Source organism: Mucilaginibacter sp. (assembly GCF_035492695.1).
Lineage (GTDB): Bacteria > Bacteroidota > Bacteroidia > Sphingobacteriales > Sphingobacteriaceae > Mucilaginibacter.
Genome location: NZ_DATJJC010000033.1, coordinates 390493 through 414319, shown reverse-complemented (window position 1 = coordinate 414319; position 23827 = coordinate 390493). Strand labels below are relative to the sequence as shown.

The 23827-nt window shown below is 46.5% G+C and carries 29 protein-coding genes, 1 pseudogene and 1 riboswitch; of the genes and pseudogenes, 18 read left to right on the top strand and 12 right to left on the bottom strand.

The annotated features are described in order from the left end of the window. Nucleotides 1-30: 30 nt before the first annotated feature. The 3 genes from VL525_RS22080 to VL525_RS22070 all read right to left on the bottom strand — a co-directional run bounded on the left by VL525_RS22080 (nt 31) and on the right by VL525_RS22070 (nt 2219). On the bottom strand, nt 31-1083 hold the full coding sequence (locus tag VL525_RS22080) for an MBL fold metallo-hydrolase (protein ID WP_325389809.1): 1053 nt from the start codon (nt 1081-1083) through the stop codon (nt 31-33). 481 nt (nt 1084-1564) lie between these two features. Then, nucleotides 1565-2044, bottom strand: a complete 480-nt coding sequence (locus VL525_RS22075) for a hypothetical protein (protein WP_325389807.1) — start codon at nt 2042-2044, stop codon at nt 1565-1567. Between the two features lie 4 nt (nt 2045-2048). Beyond that, on the bottom strand, nt 2049-2219 hold the full coding sequence (locus VL525_RS22070) for a hypothetical protein (RefSeq protein ID WP_325389805.1): 171 nt from the start codon (nt 2217-2219) through the stop codon (nt 2049-2051). 147 nt (nt 2220-2366) lie between these two features. Here VL525_RS22070 and VL525_RS22065 point away from each other — a divergent pair, with 147 nt between their 5' ends. Beyond that, on the top strand, nt 2367-3056 hold the full coding sequence (locus VL525_RS22065) for an aspartate/glutamate racemase family protein (RefSeq protein WP_325389803.1): 690 nt from the start codon (nt 2367-2369) through the stop codon (nt 3054-3056). 3 nt (nt 3057-3059) lie between these two features. On the opposite strand, the gene VL525_RS22060 is transcribed toward VL525_RS22065, so the two are convergent. Together VL525_RS22060 and VL525_RS22055 are read right to left on the bottom strand one after the other, a co-directional pair. Next, nucleotides 3060-3257, bottom strand: coding sequence for a hypothetical protein (locus VL525_RS22060; RefSeq protein ID WP_325389801.1), 198 nt, complete (start codon nt 3255-3257; stop codon nt 3060-3062). Between the two features lie 82 nt (nt 3258-3339). Next, nucleotides 3340-3732: a hypothetical protein gene (locus VL525_RS22055; protein WP_325389799.1), complete on the bottom strand. Its 393-nt coding sequence runs from the start codon at nt 3730-3732 to the stop codon at nt 3340-3342. 132 nt (nt 3733-3864) lie between these two features. On the opposite strand from VL525_RS22055, the gene VL525_RS22050 reads away from it, so the two are divergent. Beyond that, the gene (locus VL525_RS22050) at nt 3865-4338 is read left to right on the top strand and encodes a DNA starvation/stationary phase protection protein (protein ID WP_325389797.1); all 474 of its coding nucleotides are present in this window, start codon (nt 3865-3867) and stop codon (nt 4336-4338) included. A gap of 245 nt (nt 4339-4583) precedes the next feature. Here the strand turns inward: VL525_RS22050 and VL525_RS22045 are convergent, their stop codons facing one another. Then, on the bottom strand, nt 4584-4907 hold the full coding sequence (locus VL525_RS22045) for a hypothetical protein (RefSeq protein WP_325389795.1): 324 nt from the start codon (nt 4905-4907) through the stop codon (nt 4584-4586). A gap of 148 nt (nt 4908-5055) precedes the next feature. Between VL525_RS22045 and VL525_RS22040 the strand changes: the two genes are divergently transcribed. Further along, entirely contained in the window at nt 5056-5586 is a 531-nt protein-coding gene (locus tag VL525_RS22040) for a hypothetical protein (protein WP_325389793.1), read from the top strand. A 15-nt stretch (nt 5587-5601) separates the two neighbouring features. Here VL525_RS22040 and VL525_RS22035 read toward each other — a convergent pair whose 3' ends face one another. Then, nucleotides 5602-6378: an HAD-IIA family hydrolase gene (locus VL525_RS22035; protein WP_325389791.1), complete on the bottom strand. Its 777-nt coding sequence runs from the start codon at nt 6376-6378 to the stop codon at nt 5602-5604. Between the two features lie 102 nt (nt 6379-6480). Here VL525_RS22035 and VL525_RS22030 point away from each other — a divergent pair, with 102 nt between their 5' ends. Beyond that, entirely contained in the window at nt 6481-7785 is a 1305-nt protein-coding gene (locus tag VL525_RS22030) for an MFS transporter (protein WP_325389789.1), read from the top strand. An 80-nt stretch (nt 7786-7865) separates the two neighbouring features. Continuing rightward, nucleotides 7866-8387 carry an SHOCT domain-containing protein gene (locus VL525_RS22025; protein WP_325389787.1) on the top strand — a complete coding sequence of 174 codons (522 nt, stop codon included), beginning with the start codon at nt 7866-7868 and terminating at the stop codon, nt 8385-8387. Nucleotides 8388-8528: 141 nt separating this feature from the next. Here the strand turns inward: VL525_RS22025 and VL525_RS22020 are convergent, their stop codons facing one another. Continuing rightward, nucleotides 8529-9149: a hypothetical protein gene (locus VL525_RS22020; protein ID WP_325389785.1), complete on the bottom strand. Its 621-nt coding sequence runs from the start codon at nt 9147-9149 to the stop codon at nt 8529-8531. Nucleotides 9150-9337: 188 nt separating this feature from the next. After that, a complete protein-coding gene (locus tag VL525_RS22015) occupies nt 9338-11551 on the bottom strand; it encodes a hypothetical protein (RefSeq protein ID WP_325389783.1) in 2214 nt (737 codons plus the stop codon). Nucleotides 11552-11705: 154 nt separating this feature from the next. Here VL525_RS22015 and VL525_RS22010 point away from each other — a divergent pair, with 154 nt between their 5' ends. The 4 genes from VL525_RS22010 to VL525_RS21995 are packed head-to-tail and all read left to right on the top strand — an operon-like array spanning nt 11706 to nt 13198. Continuing rightward, nucleotides 11706-12650, top strand: coding sequence for a manganese catalase family protein (locus tag VL525_RS22010; protein ID WP_325389781.1), 945 nt, complete (start codon nt 11706-11708; stop codon nt 12648-12650). Nucleotides 12651-12654: 4 nt separating this feature from the next. Next, nucleotides 12655-12816 carry a hypothetical protein gene (locus VL525_RS22005; protein ID WP_325389779.1) on the top strand — a complete coding sequence of 54 codons (162 nt, stop codon included), beginning with the start codon at nt 12655-12657 and terminating at the stop codon, nt 12814-12816. Next, nucleotides 12785-13006: a hypothetical protein gene (locus tag VL525_RS22000; protein WP_325389777.1), complete on the top strand. Its 222-nt coding sequence runs from the start codon at nt 12785-12787 to the stop codon at nt 13004-13006. Before VL525_RS22005 ends, VL525_RS22000 begins: the two co-directional genes overlap by 32 nt. 24 nt (nt 13007-13030) lie before the next feature. After that, the gene (locus tag VL525_RS21995) at nt 13031-13198 is read left to right on the top strand and encodes a hypothetical protein (protein ID WP_325389775.1); all 168 of its coding nucleotides are present in this window, start codon (nt 13031-13033) and stop codon (nt 13196-13198) included. 1027 nt (nt 13199-14225) lie between these two features. Here VL525_RS21995 and VL525_RS22870 read toward each other — a convergent pair. Further along, nucleotides 14226-14414 carry a hypothetical protein gene (locus VL525_RS22870; RefSeq protein WP_414684816.1) on the bottom strand — a complete coding sequence of 63 codons (189 nt, stop codon included), beginning with the start codon at nt 14412-14414 and terminating at the stop codon, nt 14226-14228. A 58-nt stretch (nt 14415-14472) separates the two neighbouring features. After that, nucleotides 14473-14718: pseudogene (locus VL525_RS22865) on the bottom strand (AAA family ATPase); the annotation flags it as partial. Nucleotides 14719-15861: 1143 nt separating this feature from the next. Between VL525_RS22865 and VL525_RS21985 the strand changes: the two are divergent. The 9 genes from VL525_RS21985 (at nt 15862) to VL525_RS21945 (ending at nt 22256) form a co-directional block, all read left to right on the top strand. Then, the gene (locus tag VL525_RS21985; RefSeq protein ID WP_325389771.1) at nt 15862-16590 is read left to right on the top strand and encodes a (Fe-S)-binding protein; all 729 of its coding nucleotides are present in this window, start codon (nt 15862-15864) and stop codon (nt 16588-16590) included. 22 nt (nt 16591-16612) lie between these two features. Continuing rightward, nucleotides 16613-17143, top strand: a complete 531-nt coding sequence (locus VL525_RS21980) for a DinB family protein (RefSeq protein ID WP_325389769.1) — start codon at nt 16613-16615, stop codon at nt 17141-17143. A gap of 54 nt (nt 17144-17197) precedes the next feature. Next, the gene (locus VL525_RS21975; RefSeq protein ID WP_325389767.1) at nt 17198-17431 is read left to right on the top strand and encodes a hypothetical protein; all 234 of its coding nucleotides are present in this window, start codon (nt 17198-17200) and stop codon (nt 17429-17431) included. A gap of 109 nt (nt 17432-17540) precedes the next feature. Next, a complete protein-coding gene (locus tag VL525_RS21970; protein ID WP_325389765.1) occupies nt 17541-18563 on the top strand; it encodes an NHL repeat-containing protein in 1023 nt (340 codons plus the stop codon). A 108-nt stretch (nt 18564-18671) separates the two neighbouring features. Then, the gene (thrS, locus tag VL525_RS21965; RefSeq protein WP_325389763.1) at nt 18672-20597 is read left to right on the top strand and encodes a threonine--tRNA ligase; all 1926 of its coding nucleotides are present in this window, start codon (nt 18672-18674) and stop codon (nt 20595-20597) included. Between the two features lies 1 nt (nt 20598). Further along, a complete protein-coding gene (gene infC, locus VL525_RS21960) occupies nt 20599-21168 on the top strand; it encodes a translation initiation factor IF-3 (RefSeq protein WP_325389761.1) in 570 nt (189 codons plus the stop codon). 83 nt (nt 21169-21251) lie between these two features. After that, entirely contained in the window at nt 21252-21452 is a 201-nt protein-coding gene (gene rpmI / locus VL525_RS21955) for a 50S ribosomal protein L35 (RefSeq protein WP_144249261.1), read from the top strand. Between the two features lie 79 nt (nt 21453-21531). After that, nucleotides 21532-21876 (top strand): 50S ribosomal protein L20, encoded by a 345-nt coding sequence (gene rplT / locus VL525_RS21950; RefSeq protein ID WP_147032897.1) that lies wholly within the window; start codon nt 21532-21534, stop codon nt 21874-21876. A gap of 53 nt (nt 21877-21929) precedes the next feature. After that, complete coding sequence (locus tag VL525_RS21945; RefSeq protein WP_325389756.1) at nt 21930-22256, top strand: hypothetical protein; 327 nt, start codon at nt 21930-21932, stop codon at nt 22254-22256. Here the strand turns inward: VL525_RS21945 and VL525_RS21940 are convergent. Next, nucleotides 22246-23490, bottom strand: a complete 1245-nt coding sequence (locus VL525_RS21940; protein WP_325389754.1) for a serine hydrolase — start codon at nt 23488-23490, stop codon at nt 22246-22248. The two genes, VL525_RS21945 and VL525_RS21940, sit on opposite strands and share 11 nt — an antisense overlap. An 86-nt stretch (nt 23491-23576) precedes the next feature. Beyond that, nucleotides 23577-23768, top strand: a riboswitch (cobalamin riboswitch). Nucleotides 23769-23827: the final 59 nt, after the last annotated feature.

Below are 23827 nucleotides of genomic sequence, written 5' to 3'. Positions count from 1 at the left end.
CGGTCGTATCCAAAAGACCCACGGCCTAATTTACTTAAACCCCCACCAGGCTGAATCCCTGGGTGGGTCGCCCAGCGTATAGGGCTCACCAATACGTGGCACATTTACCCGGATATCGAGTTTTTCGGCAGCGGGAATCAGCTTTTCGATAGGCTCGTTCCATGGTTGTGCAGCTTCAACAAACTTGCCCCAGTGAATAGGCTGCAGCAAGCTTGCCCGCAGGTCGACAGCAGCCTGGGCAGCCTGACCAAACCACAGGTGTGTCCAAGGCCAGTTCGGGCTGTACTGCCCGCATTCCAGCAACGCCAGGTCAAACGGGCCATATTGCCGGCCTATTTGTTTAAAGTGTGGCCCGTAACCGCTGTCGCCACTGTAAAACAACCGGTAATTACCTGCCTGTATCACGTAAGAGGCCCACAGTGTTTTGTTTTCTTTACCATAAGTGCGGTTACTGCGGTGCTGTGCTGGCGTGGCCGTGATCTTAAGGCCTCCGGGCAGCACTGCCGACCCGTTCCAGTTCAATTCGATGATCTTCTTAGGATCAAATCCCCAGTATATCAGATCCGAACCTACGCCCATGGGTACTACCGCCATTTTAATACGGTCCTTCAATTTTTTCAGTGTCCGATAGTCGAGGTGGTCGTAATGGTCATGGGAAATGATCAGCACGTCGATAGGAGGCATATCCAGTGCATGGTAATGCGTAGTGCCGGGAAAGGCCGTAATTACTCCGGGTACAGGCCCTGCATGATTGCTGAAAACAGGATCGATGAGTATATTACCCTGCCCGGTTTTGATAAGCACGGATGAATGGCCAAACCAAACGATAGTTGGTGCTGGCGCGGCAAGTGCCTTCAAATCGGTTTCAACCCATGGCAGTGAGTGGGAGGGCCGGGCTGTTTCGGGGCGTCGATGAAACATCAGGTTGTGCCTGACTGTCGAGTCGGCACGTTCAGCCAGGTTCTCGAAAGAACCGTTCTTGTAGTTGGGCAAGGTGTCCAGCCGGCTAAGTTCTTCTCCCGATGGATCTTTACCGACCGATCTTACTATGCCGCAGCCGACTACAGCTATTTGTAACAGCAAAACTATTCCGATCCCACAAAAGCACCTATTCATATCCTAAAGAGCAAGAACGTGAAAGGCGGCGGATTATTTCGTGGGACTCTTTGTAACTAAGCCACTTTTGGAATGATGTGGTTATAAGACTGTCCATAAACTGAAGATAAATTATTCCAAAAAATCTTCATCAGCTATTTTGAAATCAGGTTTAAAAACAACAGATGTGTTTCCTTCCAATATGTCTAATTTGCGCTTGGGATATTCACCCGGTATTTGGGGCAGAAAATAGCCTACAATTTCTTTTTTCTTACCAAAAGTGATCGCTATTTTCCACCAGCTTTCACCTGCTCTATAACTTTAGAAAGATGAGTTTGGAATTCACCGACTGTCCATCGTTTTCATATCCATGTGTTTATGTAACAAATATTAATTTTATTTGGCAAGTTGTCAGGTAAAATTAATCGGACGATATTACTTAGAAGTTCGGTATCCTTTTTTGACATAATCAGTTTTCTTCCCGTATCTTCCTGATTTTCTCCAGTTCCAAAACGTCAATCTGATCCTTAGGCCGGTTAACTGCTTTTTTATTTGCAATGAGCTGGTTGATATGCAAAAAGGGTACAAGCAGACCATCCAGGTCGGCAATTGACGCAAGCCCAAAGCATTCATCAAAAGTATGATCTTCCAACCCTTTCATCCGCGTCATGATGTCTAATTCTACAGCCTGGCCCACATAAAAGCTTGTCCAGCCGGGTACGAATTCCATTGTTTCAAGCGAAGGAAAATCCCCATAGTCCAAATCAATAAAGCTTTTTCTTAGATTTTTCCGATTTTGCAGCGTGTCCTCCAGCCAAAGATCAATATCTTCGGTATTACGGTTAAACCCATGGAAGCGGGTGGCAAATCCGCCTACCATAATATACCTGACATGATGGTTATTAAGACTGCGCCAAAATTTCAACAGTTCGTCATCTGAAATATCCATAGCGTTATTTGTGACGAATGACAGCCTTTTTTAATAACGCATTTCTGCGAAGCATTTGGGTAAATAGCTGTAGTTTTTCCATGTCGGGGCGGTAAATATCCCGTTTAAGCCGTTCGGTTTCGGTTAATAATTGCAGGCTTGCGGTTTCCTGTACGGGTTTTTCTGCCTTTGCCATGGTTCAATAAAGATACGAAATTACGATAAAATACTGACGGGCATCAGCAAATTTGAGCCATACACTACATACGAGTAAAAGTGTCAGCAGGATATAAAAATATATATTCACCCCTACAACCGGAATTATTATTCAGACCTTCGCCATATGAAAAAGTTAGGGCTCATAGGCGGCATCAGCTGGGTATCTACCATTGATTATTACAGGCTGATCAACAAAGGAATCAATGAAAAGCTTGGAGACCTTAATTTTGCGGAGTGCATCATTTATTCGTTCAATTACCAGGACATAAAAAACAACAATGACAACGGCGCCTGGGATAAAACCCTGCAAATGCTGAGCGATGCGGCCATGGGTATGAAAGGTGCAGGGGCGGAGGCTATTGTATTATGTGCCAACACTATGCACAAGGTAGCCGATGAACTGGAGCAAAAAGTGCAGTTGCCGGTCATCCATATTGCAACTGTTACCGCTGATACCATTGTTACACAAGGCCTGACGAAAGTGGGGCTGCTTGGTACAAAATTTACGATGGAACAGCCATTCTTCAGGGATAAACTGACGGACAGGGGCATCGATATCGTTATCCCTGACGACAAGGACCGCGATTTTATACACTACACCATATTTGAAGAACTGGGCCGTAATATTTTAAAACCCGAAACCAAAAGCTTTTATATCGACGTGATCAATAAACTGGTAGCGCGAGGCGCACAGGGAATTATCCTGGGCTGTACCGAAATACCTTTACTCATCAACAACACGGATTCTGATATCCCTTTATTTGATACAACAGTTATTCACTCTAAAGCTGCAGTGGAATTTGCGTTGAGTTAAGCGTCAGGTTTTATATAATTCGTCCTGTGGCCGGTGCGTGTCGCCGCTGTCGTCCTTTTCGATCTTTAGTTCGATATCCGGAAATAGCTTCCTGTCCTTAGTTAAAACAGGCGCGACACCAAATATGCCAATACCTGCTACGGCCAACGCCATAAAGAGTGCCAGGCTGCAAAGCCGGAGCAATCTTTTAAATTTCTTCATGTTTTATAAGTATGAAATGGCTGCAAATGATCCTGCAGCACATGATAACCTGTGTTAATTTGAATTAGTAAATGATGGGAAATTAAACCAGGATGGCGGGGGAGTCGGCGGCGGTCTCGGTTATTACCTTGTAATGAAGAAATGATGATGCTTGTGTAATAACGTAAGGCGCGCTGTGTTTTATTAACCGTATTTTTACCGATTGGCTATGGATGAAACTTAACCTGTTTATATAGATCAGGTTATCAAAACAGGCATTTGCCGCATAAGGCTGATGAAAAGAGCGGTAATAGGTAACGCACTTTTTTACCGCAGGGTTAGAATTTACCGTTAATGCGGTGTGGTAGATTTGCGACTTTTCCTGGCCGGCGGATGAGACACCAGCATAACTGAAAAGGCTCAAAACCAAAACGGTCGCGAGGAGCCATTTGGTGAGTTGATGTTTAGAATATATACGCAGCGGTGTCATGTTCATCCTTAACAAATATACAGATATAATTTAACCTGTGTATGACAGCGAAAAATGCCTGCCAGGTAAATAAAGACCTTATATTTGTATTGCTAATAAACATCATCTATTCTGCATTCACTTTAAAAACATACAACCATGAAACCCAATATTGGCATTACCGACGCAAACAGGCAGGCAGTATCAGAACAGCTTGCAAAATTACTGGCAGACGAATTTGTACTTTATACAAAAACCCGCAACGCGCATTGGAACGTAGAGGGACCCGATTTCCATTCGATGCACCTGTTTTTCGAATCTCAGTACGAAGCTTTGGACGAAACGATGGATAGCGTGGCCGAACGCATAAGACAGCTGGGGCATTATGCGCCTGCTACTTTGAAAAGCTTTTTACAGCTTACCCACCTGGCCGAGCTTACCGAACGCACCAATGACAGCCTGGGTTTTATCCGCGAACTGGTAGAAGACCATAACAGCATTATCGAGTTCATTCGCGGAAATATCGACCCGATCGGCAATAAATACGGTGATATGGGCACGAGCGACTTTATTACCGGGCTGATGGAAGAACACGAAAAAATGGCCTGGATGCTAAGAGCGCATTTGAAATAAACCGAATACCCCAGCCCCTTAATGGGGGCAATATTACCTGGGAATCGGGCAGAGTTGCAGCGCCAGCGGTTCACCCTGTCGACTGCCGTTACAAACAAAATCCAGCTATGTGATATTGGTCATTTTTGGAACCAGCCTTAGCCTATACTTTGGTTCGACGAATATGCTATTATGCCGAATCCAAAAAATCAGATCAAATCATTTCAACAACTACCTTACCGTTCCGTTTTTGCCTGGCGCTTTGCTCAGTCCTTTGTCTGGCTTGGCGGCATAGCTATTTTGTATTGTCTTTTGTTTTTTCCATCAACTGGTATCATGTTATTTTGGAACATCCTGATACCCGCTGCGCCAGCCCTATTGGTTTTATTTGCAGGGCTGTGGCGTAATGTGTGCCCTTTGGCCACTACTAATTTATTACCGCGGCATTTGGGTTTGTCGAAACGAAAGAAATTATCAGCAAAACAAACCGGGATACTTAACCTGGCAGCAGTTTTGGCTTTGTATATAATAGTTCCCTTACGGCATATAATATTTAATACAAACGCTTTAGCAACCGGAATATTAATCATCTCGGCGACCGGCGTTAGTATAACGGTAGGTTTATTTTATGAATGGAAAAGTGCCTGGTGTTCCGGTTTATGCCCAATTCATCCAGTTGAAAAACTGTACGGAGGCAACGTTCTTATAACAGCGCCTAACGCGCATTGCGATAAATGTATGAATTGTGTGGTACCATGCCCGGACTCCACTCCAAACATTAACCCCGGATCGTCTGTAAAAACTATTTATCACCGCCTAAGCTCAGTGCTTATCATTGGCGGGCTGCCGGGCTTTATCTGGGGATGGTTTCACGTAGCAGATACCACCGGTGTAAGAACCTTAAATGGGTTATTGACAGCTTACGAATTGCCGTTAACAGGTTTGTTGACGACATTGACCATTTACATGATACTCTCAAACATTACCAAACATAAATTTGAAAGAAAGCTTACCGGTTTTTTTGCTGCCGCCGGGGTGACTTGTTATTATTGGTACAGGTTACCGGCCTTATTGGGTTTTGGAAATTTGGGTCGCGATGGGTTATTGATAGACCTCGGCAAAACATTACCGTTATGGGGTATCTATTGCATGATGGCAGCATCCGGCTGCTTCTTTTTTTTCCGGCTGTTTATCGGATCAAAAAATAAAAAAAGCTGGCTGAAACGACCCGAATTTGCTAACTTTTCCTCCAAAAAAAAGTCATTATAAAGGGGAGGCAGCCCTTTACCACCATTTAAGCGGGAAACGTATTTTATCTACCGAACCTACAATCACATCGGGCTTGAAAGCATAATGGCTTAAGTTTTCCTTGGTTGCGATACCTGACAGCACGAGTATCGTTTTGTAACCCATTTGTACGCCGCCCTGTATATCGGTTTCCATCGTATCGCCTACAACCGTTGTTTCAGCGGTTTCAAGGCCCAAATATTTTCGCGCCGAACGCATCATCACCGGGCTTGGTTTGCCGGTTACAAAGGCTTTTCGGCCGCTTGCTTCTTCAATCATGGCGGTGGTTGCGGCGATGCCGAGGTTGTTCCATCCCGGTTTTTTGGGCGATGGGTCGCGGTTGGTGGTGATGAATTTGGCGCCACCGAGTATCATATCCACGGCACGCTGTACCATTTCCAAAGTAAAGTTCCTGCCTTCACCTAATACAACAAACTCGGGATCAGAATCAACCAGCGTAACGCCATTCTCGTGCAGGCTCGTCAGCAAGCCGCCCTCGCCTAAAACATAGGCGGTAGTACCATTAGGGCTTTGGTCGCCCAGGAACTTGCCGGTAGCCATTGCGCTGGTGTAAACATGATCCTCGGTTACCTCGATGCCCAGCCTTTTCAGCTTACGGACCGTTTCCAGGCGGGTGCGCTGGCTGTTGTTGGTCATGAAGGTAAAGGGTATATTATCGTCAAGCAGTCGTTTTATAAATTTATCAGCGCCTTCTATTAGCGTTTCGCCGCTGTAGATAACGCCATCCATATCAATGAGAAGTCCGTGTTTCATAAAGTTTCTAAGTATCCTGTCATTCCAAAGATAGAGAGATGCTGAAACAAGTTGGGCATGACTTTGATCATTAAAATAATTTTTCTCTACTTTTAACCTGCCATGCAACCTAAAAACAATAAACGCACCATACGCGCCTGGGCCTTTTTCGACTGGGCCAATTCGGCCTATAACCTGGTAATTACATCAACGATCTTCCCGGCCTATTATGTGGCCATTACGGCCAACAAGGAGAACGGTAACCATGTAGTATTCTTCGGAAAAAGTTTCGTCAACACGGCATTGCAGGATTATACCCTCGCGGCCGCCTACCTGGTGGTGGCTTTATTACTGCCCATGCTTACTTCCATAGCGGATTACCGCGGCAACAAGAAAATATTCATGCAGTTTTTTACGTGGATGGGCGCCATTTCCTGCGGAATGCTGTATTTTTTCAAGATAGAAACGCTGGAACAAAGCATGATCTTTTTCGGACTTGCGGCGATAGGGTATAGCGGCGGATTTGTGTTCTATAACTCCTATCTGCCCGAGATCGCCAGCCTTGATATGCAGGATAAGGTAAGTGCGAAAGGTTTTACCTACGGCTACATCGGCAGCGTTATTTTACAGCTCATCTGTTTCTTTTTCGTGCTGACGACACCTTTCGGTATGACACAAGGCACGGCTTCACAGCTGTCGTTCCTGCTGGTTGGCATCTGGTGGATAGGCTTTGCGTTTATCCCCTTTATCATATTGCCCAAAGGCAGCCCGAATGCCAGGTCGCACACCCACGACATCCTGCGCGGCGGGTTTATCGAGCTGGGCAAGGTGTGGAAACAGGTAAAGAATATGCCGATATTAAAACGTTACCTGCCGGCTTTTTTCTTTTATTCTATGGGCGTGCAAACCATTATGCTGGTGGCCGCCAGCTTTGCCGCCAAAGAGCTGGGCATGGATAAAACACAGCTCATTACCACCATCCTCATCATCCAGATAGTGGCCATAGGCGGCGCCACGCTGATGTCGCGGTTATCGGATAAGCATGGTAATATCAAGGTACTGGCTTGGGTAGTGGCTATATGGATATTGGTTTGCATCGGCGCGTATTTTACTACCACGAATATTGAATTTTTCATACTGGCGGGCATCGTGGGGCTGGTGATGGGCGGCATACAATCGCTGTCGCGTTCTACGTATTCCAAACTGATACCGCAGGATATACCGGACTCAGCCTCGTTCTTCAGCTTTTATGATGTTACCGAAAAGCTCGCCATCGTAGGCGGAATGTTCAGCTTCGGCCTCATCGACGATATTACCGGCAGCATGCGCAATTCAGCACTGGTATTGTGCGTTTATTTTATAATCGGGCTTATCATATTGCTGTCGCTGCTTAAACTAACGCGCCGGCACGGTGTCGAAAGCAAATAAGTCCGGCTGCATTGCTGTCAAACATTTTCGGCCTTGTTGCGTCTTTTAATATTGAACCTTTATACCTAAAACATACCATCATGAAACGTATTATCCTGGCGCTGCTGTGTATAGCACCTATTGCCGCATTCTCGCAGACACTGAAAGAATACAAAGCCTCCAACGGAAAAACCTATCACCCGGGCGATACCGTGCGCGTAGGGCTGGGGTCGATGCAGGACGGCAGTTTTAAATATGTGCTCATCAACCAGTTATTGCCCGGTCCGCCCGACCCGCGGCGCAGTGGTGGCATGAGCGCCCGCAAGGATATGTCGGGCGGGGGGTATGTGATCAAGAAGATCAAGAACGCCAAACAATTTACCAGCGGGCAGGAGAAAGTGGTTTTCACCATCAAAACCGGCGGACTGCCTACCTGCGATGTCTGGATAGAAGAGGCCATCGCCTCGTGCGAGGTAACGCCCTGCAACGATTCCAAATCAAACGCCGCATCGCCACAATTCAGCGTAGCGGATGAGCTTACCAAGCTGAAAAAGCTGCTCGACCAGGGCGCCATCACCCAAAAGGAGTACGACGCGCAAAAGAAAAAACTGCTGGGGGAATAGGGGGAGTGAGTAGTGAATGGTCAGTAGTGAATGGTAAATGGTGAGTAGTGAATGGTGAGTAGTGAATGTTGACTGGTGCCTGAGGTTTGTTCCGTCCGTTATTTTGTGTGACAGAAAGCGGAACAACCGTGGTTGCCGCTATCAGATTTCCCTGTTTTCAGAACGATCGTACTTCCATATCCTGAAATTAAGCAGGAACTTTTTCTTTTGAATAAGCGAGCGCCAGTCGATGAACAGGACGGCCGACAACAGTATTGCCCCGATAATAAAGCTGAGTATCGACCGCCACGAGATAGAATTTTGCAATATACTCTCGGCGTTTTCAGTCACGTACTTTCCCAAATGTACCGTAATGGCGTCGCTGGTAAACTTGCCCGCCAAAAACATAGGGATAATGTAAACGGCGTTGATGCGCGACATGCCGCTTGCCAAAAATATCGGCGTGGTTGGTAACGGCAACAGCGTATATGCTAATATGGCCATCTGTCCCTTCCAGCCTTGTTCTTTCATTTGGTTGCCAAGAAATTGCACATCTTCGTTCTTCGATTTCCTGAATATTCTTTCGGCCAGGTAGGGGATATAAAGGGTGAGGATATACCGCCCAAAAACCGACCCGATGACCCCGATGATAATTACGGGCCATATATCCAGCCCGAAAACAACCTGCAAAAGTACCATAATGGTAAAGGCAGGCGGAAAGGGAAAGGGCACCACGTCAAACAAAAAAGCGCCTATAAAAACCAAAGCATACTGCCACCACATGTTACAATAAAATTTTATCTAAAATACGTTGTACGCCCGATACATAAGTGACGAATGTCATTTGGTGGGATGAAGGAAGTCATTAATTTTTGGGGGGTTAGGTTGTTCCGTTCCTGCCTGCCGCAAATGGCCCTATTTTGTGTAGCAGGAAGAGGAATAAGACGAAATTTGCCATCATCTACCATACATCATTTTTTCCAATCGACCTTAATCGAACTGTCACCCGGTACTTCAAACTCCAGGTGCCCGCCTGCGACTTTCTTCCCGTTCAGTGGTTCTTTGCTGTCATTGACGGTTACCACCACGTCTGGTAATTTTGATCTGCCTGTTTTCACTATCATCAGCCTGCAGTTCAGCCGCCCGTCGCCGGCCAAGCGAAAGGTAACGGGTCTATGTTTTTTAGGCGAAAATCCGTAGGTAGGATAATCGCTGTACACCATCAGTCCGGCTTTTACTACCTGCATATAATGCCGCGGCAGGATACCGAAGGCATTGCCCGCGCCGTAAACCTCCTGGCCCACCTGGCCGGATTTCTCCCAGCCGTCGTGCAGGTCCTCCAAAGCAATCCACAATTTTGGGTCCACCTCGCCGGTCTTCACTTCTTCCGAGAGCATTTTCTCGGGCAGCATCGTAGGGTAATAATAAACGGCGCGTTCCACCAGGAAACGGATATACTCCGCCATCAGCAACCGGGCGGACGGTTCAATCTCCAGGTCGCGGGCATGCAGCAGGCAGTCGTGAAAAGCACAGAATACTTCCTGCTCTTCATATACTGCTGTGTACGGCGCATCTTTCAGCGGGAAAAGGGCAAAAAAGGTAGGGAAATTATTACCATAACCATAGTTACAATCCCAAAGCTGTACATTTTTAAAAATATTTGCCAGGCATAGATAACTTAATTCCCGGTAAATCTCTTTTTGGGTGATCTTATACAAACGTATTAATGCGCCTGCCGAAAAAGCAGTATTGTTTGCCTGGTAAAAAAGATCGAACCCAAGCCCCTGTAGTTTTTGAGCGGCCTTTTCAGCTTCTGCAAGATACCGCTTTTCGCCGGTCAGCTCCAATGCCTGGAGCATGATATGAGCATATAGCCCCGGCACATCTTTTTCGCCGCCCTTGCCCGGCGCGGTCTCCGCCTTGATAACTTCCAGCGTATCCAATTTATAAAAAACCGGCCATTCGTACTTGAAATGATGCGCCACTTTTATCGCAAACTCCAGTGAGTCCAGGAACAGTTTCTTCGCCAGTTGATCGCCCTTAAGTGCCAGCCGCGATAAATTCAGGAGGGGATGCTGCAAATACCATGCATCCATTACCAGCGGTTTTTTGTGTTCTTCCTCACCCTTCATCTTGTCAGCTACTTTCGGGTGCCAGCGCATAATAGTGCCATATTTTTCCTCAAAGAAAGCAGGCAGGCCTTCTTTTATCTTTTTCATCACTTCCAGCTGTGCATTGCTCCACTCCACATAATCCAGCAGGGGCAGCAGGACGGCCAGTTGCACCATGATCTCCGGCGGCGTGGCATAGTCGCACACATAGGCATTAAAATAGTGGTTACCATACACCTGCGACCAGCAGCCGGGGCTTTCGGTCAAGTCGGTGAGACCGCTTTGCAGTATTTCTGGCCAGTGTTTATAAGATGTCGCAGGCTTTGGCAGGGCAAGATAGATGTTAGCCAGGAAGTCAAGATATTGTTTAACCATCGCGGGCTCGTCTGCCGGCACCGTGTCTGAAAAAGCGACAAATGCATCGCTCAATACATAATTCTTACCGGCTTCAAGCGGCTTTTGCTTCAGCGTAGGCGGCAGGGCGAAACCAATTTCGGGCCACTCACCGCCTACAGTATTGCCGGCCGAAGTTTCTGTGGCCTGGTTATAGTCAGCCAGTGCGGTGAGGTTTTGCAGGTAAAATACCGAGCCCGCTTTGGGCCGGGTAAGACTAAAATATAATTGCCCAGACCGGTTGCCCACCTGGCTTACCTGTACTTTTCCTTCGGCCAGCAGGTTGCTGCCTGCGGCGCCTAATGGCACGATGTCTCTCGGCCAGTACGGAAACAGTAACGGAGCCGATGGGATGAGCGTTGTAGTGTACCGGAGTACCGGCTGCGCTGTGGTTGGTAACTGTATATCGATAGTGTAATTACCAATGAGCGAACCTGCACGCAATCGAATACCGCTATTACTTTCTGACCGATGGGTAATGTTCAGCTTGTCGCCCGGTGAATAGGCCAGGCGGAATGCGATACGGCTGCCACCTGGCCATGAGACCGTTAACCAAAGGGAATCGTCCAGGTTAACCAGTTCAAAATAAAAGCCCGCGCTATCCTTCTTATAAATCGTTTCAAGGTCTTTACGGTTCAGGGCGGCGTTAACATTTAACAGCCAGGGTGATATTGCATTCATAGTACAAATTCAGGTCAGATCAACCCGTATGAGATTAACTTTTCGGTAATAAGATTGTTTTATATTTTCATTCTAAAATAATTTATTAATTAAAAACATAATTTATTGTCAATAGTTGTTAAAGTATCTATTCATCTACTAAAACAAAATCATTATGTTTCACCATGTAAAAGACCTACAATACAATGCCAGGGTATCGCGCCCCGACCCGCGATTTGCCAATTTACTACTGGAGCAATTTGGCGGGGAAAATGGCGAACTGGCGGCCGCCATGCAATATTTTACCCAGGCCTTTGGCGCCAAAGTACCGCACCCGGATAAGTATGATATGCTGATGGATATCGCCACAGAGGAATTCAGTCACCTCGAGATCGTAGGCGCTACCATACAGATGCTGCTTAAAGGCGTAAACGGCGAGCTGAAAAACGCTGCCGACAGTTCTGAGATTATGCAGGTACTCAATGGCAAGGCTGCTAAAGAGGATATCATTCACCAGGCAGTGTTTGCCAACCCGCAGTTCGGCATAATTACCGGTGGCGGCGTTACACCGCGCAACAGCCAGGGAATACCGTGGTGCGCATCATATATCCATTCAAACGGCGACCTGACCGTGGACCTGCGGAGCAACCTGGCCTCGGAATCGAGGGCGAAACTGGTTTACGAGCATTTGATGAAATTTACGGAAGACCCTTATGTACAGGAGACCCTGTCGTTCCTGATGACGCGGGAAATTGCTCATTACAAAATGTTTGAAGCAGCACTGCTCGATATTCAGCCCAATTTTCCGCCTGCCGTGCTGGCGTCCGATCCGCGCTTTACCCAGCAGTATTTCAATATGTCTAACGGTACCGAAGTTCGGGGGCCATGGAACAAGGGCGAAATGCCGGGCATGGGCAAAGAGTGGGAATATATTGCCGACCCTGTTGCTCACGTACAGGAGACAAAGGGCCTGACGGTGCTTGACAATGACCAGGCCGGGGAGCTGAAACAGGCGGAAAAACTGAACAAACAGATGAGCCTGGAAAAGAGCGCCGAAGTGACGAATGCAGAGCCCAAAGGTGTGGCGCAGTGGAGCACCTATGATTATGAAGCAAATTAATTTTATGGACGAACACCTGTTTTTAAAAGGTCAGCGCGTTAATACACCGGAGGGCGAAGGCGAAGTGGTTGATGCCATCGGCGATAAGATCGTGGTTAAATTGGATAGCGGCGCCACGCAAACCTTTCCGGCCGATGAGCTGCAGGACCATAGTAGCGCAGGTTGATACTTACAATAAGCATAACGTGAAAAAAATAGTATTCCCGGCCGTTTTGATAATGTTAACGGTAATGCTGAGCGGTTGCGCAGCTATTGCAGGCATATTTAAAGCAGGCGCCGCCGTAGGCGTAATAGCGGTTATTATCGTGATCGCTGTCATAATCTGGATCATCTCGATGTTCCGCGGCAGAAATTAACAAAAGTACATTAACTAATAAATTATGGCAACCCGAGGAAGTAAAGTGGAAAGGCGTTCGGTTTCTGAACAGCCGCACGAGTTGAAATATGAGGCGCGTAAAACAAAAACCAGTACCTCGAAAGTTGAGGATGCAAAGCAGGCATCCGGATCGAACCAGCGAAGCGCGATAGAAAAAAAATTAAAAAAATGAGCAACGGGCCCCGAAAGGGGTCTTGTTGTTTGTGGGATATTTTTTTCCGTTCCTGCCGCAGGCTGGCTTTATTTGTTGGAACAGGCAAGCGGAACACTTTCCCCCCCGCGACGTCATTGCAAGGAACGAAGCAATCTCCGGTCTGTGCCAGTCAAAGAAATGTACTCCTGATTTGCATTTGCAGGGGTTGCTTCGCTCGCGCCCGCAATGACGTTGGGATTTGCGTTCTGTTCCGTCCGTAATTTTGAAACAGGAAGTGGAACACATTTCCTTACGCATTTAAGAGTTCAGCGCAGCGCTCTTAAATGTTCGCAGTAAAGGCAGCACTCCGTGCGGCTATTCAGGATAATTTAATTGGGCGTTTCCCTCGTACCTCGGGCCGCGCTATACGTTCATACGGCTACAGGCATTAGGCGCAGGGCCGGTATCCGCTGCCATCGCTTACGCAAACAAAAGGCTGTCATGTTGAGGCTCTCGAAACATGAGCGCAGGCATGCCGCTTTTTGTCTGAACCAGGATTTTAAAAAAACGATGTCATTTCGAACGAGCGCAGCGAGGAGAAAACTTAAACGCCTTGTCGCGGCTGCAATTGTCTGAACCAGGATTAAACAGATTAGACGATTAACTTGATGCCCGTACCGCAGATTGCAAATCTTTAAATTAATGAAGTCCGGATTTCAAATCCGGACTAACGGGAATGTACTCCTGATTGGCATGTGCAGAGGTTGCTTCGCTCGCGCTCGCAATGACGGGGTGCTGTTTTGTTCAGTTCTTGCCTGCCGCAGGCTGGCTTTATTTTGTGGAACAGCAAAGCGGAACAGCATCATGCGCCGATCAACCATTTTGTCATTTTGAGCGTAGCGGAAAATTTATTGCGCTATTTTGTCTGAACCGGAATTTTTCACGTATCATTTGTTTTTAAAAGGTGTTCCAGAGGGCTATATTGGCAGTTTACATCATTAGTATAGCTTATTTTAATGAAAGGTCCGAATGCGGATTTTGCAGTTTATAGTTTGGTAGCCTTACATTACGCTTGCCGCACCAACTTATTAACCAGGCCGAGGGATACGTTAAGCTTCTGTTTTATCTGCCGCTGACTGTGGCCGCGGGCGGATAATTGGATAACGCGCGCGGGTAGCTGGGCACGGCGATGATCGGCGGGGGTGGCGAGGTGGTCGCGTTCGCGGGCGGTGCCATGGAAGCGGAAGCGGAGCATACCGCGCAGGGTTGAAGCCGGCACGTATGAACTTGTCGTTAAAGTTGTAATTGCCTTTTTCGTCCCGGTAGCGGGTGTAGAATTGTTGGGTACTCAGCTCAAAGTCGACATACAGCACCTTTTTCGAGCGTGTTTTGAGCGCAAAGGGCCGTATCTGGCTGTGGCGCGAGATGCTGTTGGCAATCTGTACGGCGAGAACGGATTTACCCACATTGGTATCGGCAAACAGGATGCAGATTTCACCCTGGCGCCAGAATTCGCCGAAGAGCATTTTGGGTTCGGGCTCACGTTCGGCCAGTTCCATCCAGCGGTTGCCGGTACAAACGGTAAACACTTCGTGGGCGTCGCTGGGCTCGAGCGGGGGCAGGGCAGGTTTAGGTCGGCGTGCCGGACGCAACGGCGGCCGTGAGCCTGATTCGGCGCGGATCTGTTCGATGAAGAGGGGGCGTTCGGAGGTGTGGTTCATTGTCGTTAGAAGGTTGTAGGTTTTGGGTTAAGTAAGTATTTATTGAAAAATGAAGGAATCACCCAGCTCTCCCAATAGCTATCGGCATGCCGCGCAGTCTTCACACACCCTGTCATTCTGAACGCAGTGAAGAATCTTATACGCGTGACAGGTTTAGGCCGTTATGGTGGCACGATCCGCTGGCCAGCGGACTGAATTGTACCAGTCAAGGAGAACGGCTTTCGTTTAATTGAAGAGTTTACCCCCGCTCATTGCCGCGGAGGCTAGCTACTTTGGCTTGATCCAAAGTAGCGCAAAAATCAAGACAGAAAAAAGCTTCAGCCCGCTCTGCCGGTTCTTTACGCTTTTGTAGCGCTCCGCGCATAGCAAAAGCTAAACCGTCATTCACGCCTTTACCCCGGCCCGCTTTTCTGTCAGGCCTACCCTTTTTGGTCCTCTGCCCCGAGCGCTGATGGGTGCCCACATTGATTTTCAGCACGCACAACAATAAGCTGAGGGAATAATACGGATAATATATTGCGGGACTTCTCTTTCTACCACAATCACTAAAAGACGATTGGAGAGCGGGAATTGACTATTGACTATTCACCATTGACCATTGACCATTGACATTCACAGCTAAATATAAAGATACGGCAATGATTTGGGGAAAGTGGTGACAGTGTTTTGTCAGAGGTTGTTGTCTGTAGGGACACAGACAACGGGTGAAATAACTAATCACAAATAACCCATCACCAATCACCACCGCCAAGTGTTCACGAAAATGTTAAAAATGGGGCACTTTTTGGGGTTGGCGATTTTTGGATGCATTGATAATCAATTAGTTGAATAAGAGGCATGTTTGGCAAGCGGCGGTGGCGTGAACACTTAGTGTATGGAGGTGAATGGTCAATAGGTGAGTGGTGGATGGTTTGCGATGCCTAATTAAAACTGATAACTGATTACCTACAACTCGTAACTTTTTGCCAAATTAGCGCCCAAATGAAAATTGAATTATTTATACCCTGCTTTATGGACCAGCTGCACCCCGATACGGCATGGAACACGGTAAAGGTTTTGGAAAAAGCGGGCTGCACGGTTACTTATAATACCGAACAAACGTGCTGCGGTCAGCCTGCCTTTAATGCTGGTTTCTGGGACGAGGCCAAAGAAGTTGGGAATAAGTTTTTGAAAGGTTTTTCGGAAGAAAGCGTCATCATTACGCCCTCGGCGTCGTGCACCGGTATGGTGAAGAATTACTATAACGACCTGTTCACCAACACCACGCTGCATAACAGGTGCCGCGCCATACAGGGCAATATTTATGAGCTTTCGGACTTTTTGGTGAACATCCTGCAATTTGATTACTTCGGCGCCGAGCTGGACGGTCGTGCTGTTTACCACGATAGTTGCAGCGGGTTAAGGGAATGCCATATCAAAGCCGAACCCCGCCAATTGCTGAGTAAAGTTTTAGGGCTCGAAATGGTCGACCTGAACGATAACGAGACCTGCTGTGGCTTTGGCGGCACTTTCGCTGTAAAGTTTGAGGGAATATCAACCGCCATGGCACAACAAAAGGTTGACAACGCGCTGGCTGCCGGGGCGGAGTATATTATATCCACCGATACCAGCTGCCTGATGCATTTGCAGGGCTATATCGATAAAAACAACCTCCCTATTAAAACCATGCACCTGGCCGATGTACTGGCACATGGGTGGGGGAATGTATGATTTGGGATCACACCGGTTTGATATGAGAATAATACCGCCGCCGCAACCGGGCGAGTATCCGCCTTATGCCATCATGTACATGAAGCTGCTGCCGGCAGATGGACTTATACTGAAACATCTTTGGGATAATTTTTTGGAGGTAAAGGAATTAATTTATTCGCTGCCTGAAGAGAGGTTGTATCACCGCTATGCACCCGGAAAGTGGAGCATTAAGGAGACACTGGTGCATATTGTGGACGATGAGCGCATATTTGCATACCGGGCTTTACGTTTTGCGCGTGGCGAACAAAATAACCTCATCGGCTTTGACCAGGATAGTTATGCTGCGCTGTCTGAAGCTGATAACCGGGAACTGGATAATATCTTTGAGGAGTATGAGGCGGTGAGAAAGTCGACAATAGCTTTATTCAACGGCTTACCCGAAGACTCGCTGATGCGCATGGGGCATGGCACGGGTACTTTTAATGATGCTACTGTACGCGCTTTGGCTTATCACATAGCCGGGCATGAACTACATCATCTGAACCTGATAAAAGATAAGTACCTGGCCTGACGGTTTGGCTGGCAGATATTTTGTGGTGATCTGTTTATGCGGGTTACCACAAATATGCACAGGTACAGCGAAGATGGACATGATACAGGCGTGTCGGCCTATACCTTTGATGACCATAGCATAACCGTACTGTTTAACGAGGGTTGGTACTATTTGTACGACGAAGAAAAGCCGGGTAGCCGCCATATCAGGAAGATGAAAGAACTCGCAAAACAGGGTAGTGGGTTGAGTACCTACATCAGCCGGTATGTAAGAGAAAATTATCATAAAAAATGGCGGAGTGAATAGAGATGGCTTACAGCAATATCTCAGGGTCTAAAACGTATATTTAAAGAAAATATTAATTAATCGTGCCGGGTTTTGTTACAACAACGGCCATTTTTTCGTAACCTATTTTATGAAAAGACAAGCAACTATCATTTGTGCAATTTCAGCATTAACTTTTTTTGGCTGCGGCAAAAGCAAAAGCCCTGATGTTACGCCGACGCCTACCAGCGGCGTTTCCACCTATGCAGGCAACGGCACCCCGGGGTTGCAAAACGGTGGGGCAGGCTCGGCCGAATTTAATGGACCAGTCGATCTTGCTTTAGACCTGAACGGAAATTTATATGTATCGGACCAGGGTAACAATGTTATCCGTAAAATAGATGCCGGCGGAAATGTAACCACCTTCGCAGGCGATGGTACAGCGGGCTTTAAAAATGATGCAGCAGCAAAGGCTGAATTTAACGGACCGCAAGGATTAGCAATTGATAATGTCGGTAATGTATATGTGGCTGATGCGGGTAACCATGTGATCAGGAAAATAGGGGTTGATGGCAATGTCACCACTTATGCAGGTGACGGCACAGCAGGGTATAAAGACGGCACTGCTGCATCGGCAGAGTTTTCCCTGCCTAACGGGTTGGCTGTGGATAAATCAAGAAATATTTACGTAGCCGATTACGGCAACCATGTTATCAGGAAAATAACTTCGGGCGGTACTGTCAGCACTTTTGCCGGAAGCGGCACGCCAGGGTCGGGAGATGGAGCGCCAGGCCAGGCCTCGTTTCGTAACCCTTCCGGGCTCACAATCGATCAAACCGGGAACCTTTTCGTTGCTGAAACAGCAAACAATGATATCCGTATGATAACAACATCCGGCCAGGTAAGCACTTACGCCGGTGGTTTAAAGGGGCCCACCAGGTTGGCAACAGATGGGGGAGGAAACATTTATTATTCCGCTGTCGACAACACCATCCAGTGGATATCGGATACAGGAACAAAAATCACCTACGCCGGAACCGGCACCTTAGGATTTGTTGACGGGCCTTTAATTACAGCACAGTTCAATACACCTTTGGGGGTTATTGTCGACGGATTTGGCCGGCTGGCCGTGGCGGATTACAATAACAACAGGATTAGAATTGTTACCCCATAAGCCCTTAAACCTGTCGTATCCGAAATATTTGTTAGCTTTGCATTAATTCAAGGTCACTTTGTAGTTGACCGAATAAATTACTTTTTGAAAATTAGATCATAGTTGTAGATGATTAACATTACACTTCCTGACGGTTCCGTTCGTCAGTACGACAAGGGAACCACTTCCATGCAGATCGCGGTGTCGATCTCCGAAGGTTTAGCACGAAACGTATTAGCAGCCGAGGTAAACGGGCAGGTTTGGGACGCAAGCCGCCCAATCGAGCACGATTCGGCAGTAAAATTACTAACCTGGAACGATACCAATGGCAAGGCTACTTTTTGGCATTCGTCGGCCCACTTAATGGCCGAGGCGCTTGAGGCTTTATATCCTGGTACTAAGTTCGGTATTGGCCCGGCTATCGAAACAGGTTTTTATTACGATGTGGATTTTGGCGACAGGGCTTTTTCCCAGGACGATTTTAAACAGATCGAGGATAAGATGCTGGAGCTGGCTAAAAATCGCGAGGAGTATATCCGCAAACCAGTTAGTAAAGCTGAAGCCATTGAATATTTTACCGAAAAAGGCGACGAATATAAGCTGGACCTGATCAAAGACCTGCCTGATGGTTCGATAACGTTCTATAGCCAGGGCAATTTTACCGATCTGTGCCGAGGTCCGCATATACCCAATACAGGCTTTGTAAAAGCTGTAAAGCTGATGAATGTTGCCGGTGCTTACTGGCGGGGTGATGAGACACGCAAACAGCTAACCCGTATTTATGCGGTTACTTTCCCGAAACAAAGTGAGCTGACGGACTACCTGCATTTAATTGAAGAAGCAAAAAAACGCGACCACCGCAAATTAGGTAAGGAATTGGAGCTATTTGCCTTTTCGGAAAAAGTAGGTATGGGTCTGCCGTTATGGCTGCCAAAAGGAGCCGCCCTGCGCGAGCGTTTGGTGCGTTTTATGCAGACAGCACAGGTTCGGGCGGGATATGAGCAGGTGATAACGCCGCATATTGGACACAAGAACCTATACGTCACTTCCGGTCATTACGAAAAATATGGCAAGGATAGCTTTCAGCCGATACAAACGCCGCAGGAGGGAGAGGAGTTTTTCCTTAAGCCGATGAATTGCCCGCACCATTGTGAGATATACAAAACCAAACCACGGAGTTACAAGGACCTGCCGGTACGCTATGCTGAATTTGGTACCGTTTACCGTTACGAGCAAAGCGGCGAATTGCATGGATTAACACGCGTTCGTGGGTTTACACAGGATGACGCGCATTTATTCTGCCGCCCCGACCAGGTAAAGGAAGAATTTAAAAAAGTAATAGACCTTGTGCTGTATGTATTCTCCGCTTTGGGCTTTGATGATTACACCGCGCAGGTATCACTTCGTGATCCGGAAAATAAGGCCAAGTATATCGGCTCCGACGAGAATTGGGCATTGGCTGAACGGTCTATCATCGAAGCTGCTGATGAAAAAGGCCTAAAGACTGTTGTTGAGTTGGGAGAGGCGGCTTTTTACGGCCCTAAGCTCGATTTTATGGTAAAGGATGCCCTTGGCCGTAAATGGCAGTTGGGTACTATCCAGGTTGATTACAACCTGCCCGAACGTTTTGAACTGGAGTACACCGGAAGCGATAACCAAAAGCACCGCCCGGTAATGATCCATCGTGCACCATTTGGCTCGTTGGAGCGTTTTGTGGCTGTATTAATAGAGCATTGTGCCGGTAATTTCCCGTTATGGCTGTCGCCGGAACAATTTACTATCCTGCCGATATCAGAAAAGTATGAAGAATATGCAAAAAAACTTTCTGATATATTAAAAGATTCCGATATTTGCGGGCTAATTGACTTTAGAGACGAGAAAATCGGGCGTAAAATACGCGATGCTGAAGTCAAAAAAATCCCTTACATGCTGATTGTGGGCGAAAAAGAAGCTGCCGAAGGCCTAGTTTCTGTACGCAAACACGGTCAGGGCGATTTGGGAAGTATGACGATTGAAGAATTTAAGAAACAAATAATAAAAGAAATAACCGTATAACTTGGCATTAAACAAACCAAATTTCAACAGAGGTCCAAGGCCGCCTTTTAAGAAAAAGGAAGCTGAACACAATATTAATCAATTCATCCGGGCTACTGAAGTACGTCTAACCGGCGACAATGTGGAACAGGGAATTTATAGCTTAAAGGATGCTTTGGCTATAGCTCAAGAGCAAGAGCTGGACCTTGTTGAGATATCGCCGAACGCTGTTCCGCCGGTATGCAAGGTGATAGACTATAACAAGTTTATCTACGAGCAGAAGAAAAAGCTGAAGGAGATAAAAAGCAATTCCAAACAAACGGTTATCAAAGAAATACGCTTCGGGCCGAATACAGATGACCATGATTTTGATTTCAAATTGAAACATGCCATCAAATTCCTGGAGTCGGGCGAAAAGGTAAGGGCTTATGTCCACTTCAAGGGCCGTGCGATCGTCTACAAAGAACAAGGTGAAATTTTGCTGCTGCGCTTTGCGCAAGCCTTGGAAGAAGTAGGAAAAGTGGAACAATTACCAAAACTGGAAGGCAAAAGGATGTTTTTGACCGTAGCCTCCAAGGGAGCGAAAAAATAATGTGCGGATGCGTTTATACGCTGATGTATGAATGAAAATAAAACGTTGAGAAACGTAAATATCTAAACAAAACAAATAGAGTTATGCCAAAAATGAAAACCAATTCCAGTGCTAAAAAGCGTTTCAAGCTTACTGGAACCGGTAAAATTGCAAGAAAGAACGCATACAAAAGCCACATCTTAACTAAGATGTCGACTAAACGTAAGCGCAACCTTACCCACACCAGCCTTGTGTCTGATGCGGATATGGGCAACGTAAAGCGTATGCTTGCTATCGGTAAGTAAATTAACAAATTTTAAAACCAGGTATTCGGGTTTGTAAGATCAGTAGCTAACTGACACCCACTACCAAAAATCAAAAAAAATGCCACGTTCAGTTAACGCAGTAGCGTCGAGAAGACGCCGGAAAAAAGTGATGGACCTCGCCAAAGGTTATTGGGGTTCGCGCAGCAAGGTTTATACCGTTGCAAAAAACACAGTAGAAAAAGGTTTACAATACGCTTACCGCGACCGTAAGACCAAGAAAAGAGAATTCAGGGCCTTATGGATCCAGCGTATCAATGCAGGTGCTCGCCAGCACGGAATTTCTTACTCACAGTTAATGGGTAAGTTAGCCGCTAAAGAGATCGGTTTGAACCGTAAGGTTTTAGCTGACCTGGCGATGAATCATCCCGATGCTTTTAAAGCAGTTGTTGATGCCGTAAAGTAAGCTGATTGTTTGTGAGGACACGAACAATGGAAATATAAAAAGAGACCTGCCAAATGGCGGGTCTTTTTGTTTTATTATATTTGGTTGTGAACAAGTTAAGACTTAACGCCTCCTGTTTTTTTAATATCGAGCCTCGAAGTGCGGGACTGCGGCTCATCGTCTTTAACGGTGATACTGAATGGGTTTGTCATAAGGTAAAGGATAAAGATTTCAAGAATTTTTTACAGGCTGAAGTGGCGCATTTATTTAAAGGCAGATTGCAGTTAATAAAGAACCAGGATAATATTTCAGTGCAAGTAAATGGGGTGATTATCGGGATAATCGGTCGTGAAACTTTTAGAAGTATCCTGCAAAGCGTCAAAAAGCCGGTTAGTAGCTAAACTTTAATTTTTTCAAATCCGGTACATACTTCTTTTCCCGTTTTAACTCCAGTTGGTAAATAGTCTGCGCCAGGTTTTTCATGAAAGGCAGGCAAACCGTTTTATATTCGTACTTATTGTCGTTATAAATGTCGTTATCGTTGGACTGCACCACGGCCGAAAGCATAAACTCAACCTTGTTTTTGTAATCGACGATATAAGCGTTGTCGATATTATACCCGTACGAGTCGCCTATTTTATCGAATATCCTGATATGCGGGTTAATAACCGCCAAGCTATCGCCCCCATAAAACAGCCATTTGCAATAAGCAGGATAATATTCGGGTGGGCTGTAAGTTGGGTATTTGCTTTCGGTCGGCCACATGCTCATGTACTTGTAAATAAACTTATACTGATCGTCTGTAAGATTATATCGCTGGTCTTTCGAAAAAGTTTCAGGAAATAACAATCGTTTCAGCACCATTTGCTGATCGGCAAGCGGGTAGGTATTATTTTTCGAAAAATCAAAAGGTTCCATCATCAATTTATCGTTCTTATCCACGTAACCTTTCCCCATGATCATGTGTTCAGGCGTTTGCGGGTATTCATTCGGATCGTACAAAGCCGGTTTTTGATAAACCAGTTTGCCTTTGTTGTAAAAATTGACCGGGTTGGTGTGTTTGGTGCTCTCGCCCCGGTCGCCGATGGCCAGCCTGCAGACGATGCGGGTATCGTTCAGCCCATACTTCTTTAACTTTTGATTGATCTCCCCGCGCCCAACAAATTCGTAAAGCCTGTTATATGCATCGTTATCGCTTACCAGCAATATCTTTTTAATGTAATTCTCAATACTGGGCAACCCGCTTTTTGAACTTGAATCTTTAGTGACTTTGGTTTGTCCCGCAAAGGCACTGTCTGTTATCATAACCGACTTCATGTCCAGTCCTTTGACATTTAGCTCATTCAATTTCTCGAGCGCAAATATTGCCGTGGGTAGTTTTACCGTGCTGGCAGGGTAGAAGTAGTGATTGGCATTCAGCCTGTAGCTGTACGATTTAAAATGCGGCACATTATGCTCATCACGGTCAATCTGCGTGTATAATATCTGGACTTCGTTATGCGTGGGGTGATTTAAAATATGTTCGAACAGATCGCGATGCGATTCAAGCAGGTTTTTCAGAAAGATAGTATTAGGTTGCTGGGCCATAGAAGAGAGGCAGAAAATGGAGAATAATATGGTCAAATAAAATTTCATTGGTGATTGATTGGGTCGATCAAGTTACAATTTTTCGATAAATCAAGCATTCAACTAATCAACTTGTATTTCCCAAATCCAAAATCTACATTTGCAACGCTTTTGGTTCACGGCTAATACCCGTGATTAAAAGGGAATCCGGTGTAAATCCGGGACTGTCCCGCAGCTGTAAGCTCCAAAACCAAAGCCCATTCATTGCCACTGCCCGCTATACAGCGGATGGGAAGGCCGGGCCCAGGGGAGTAAGTCAGAAGACCTGCCATAGCACAGAACTATTCATAGCTTTCGGGGATTGAAGCTTGAATGTGAAAGCCGCTTCCGGCGTTTCCATTCCAAA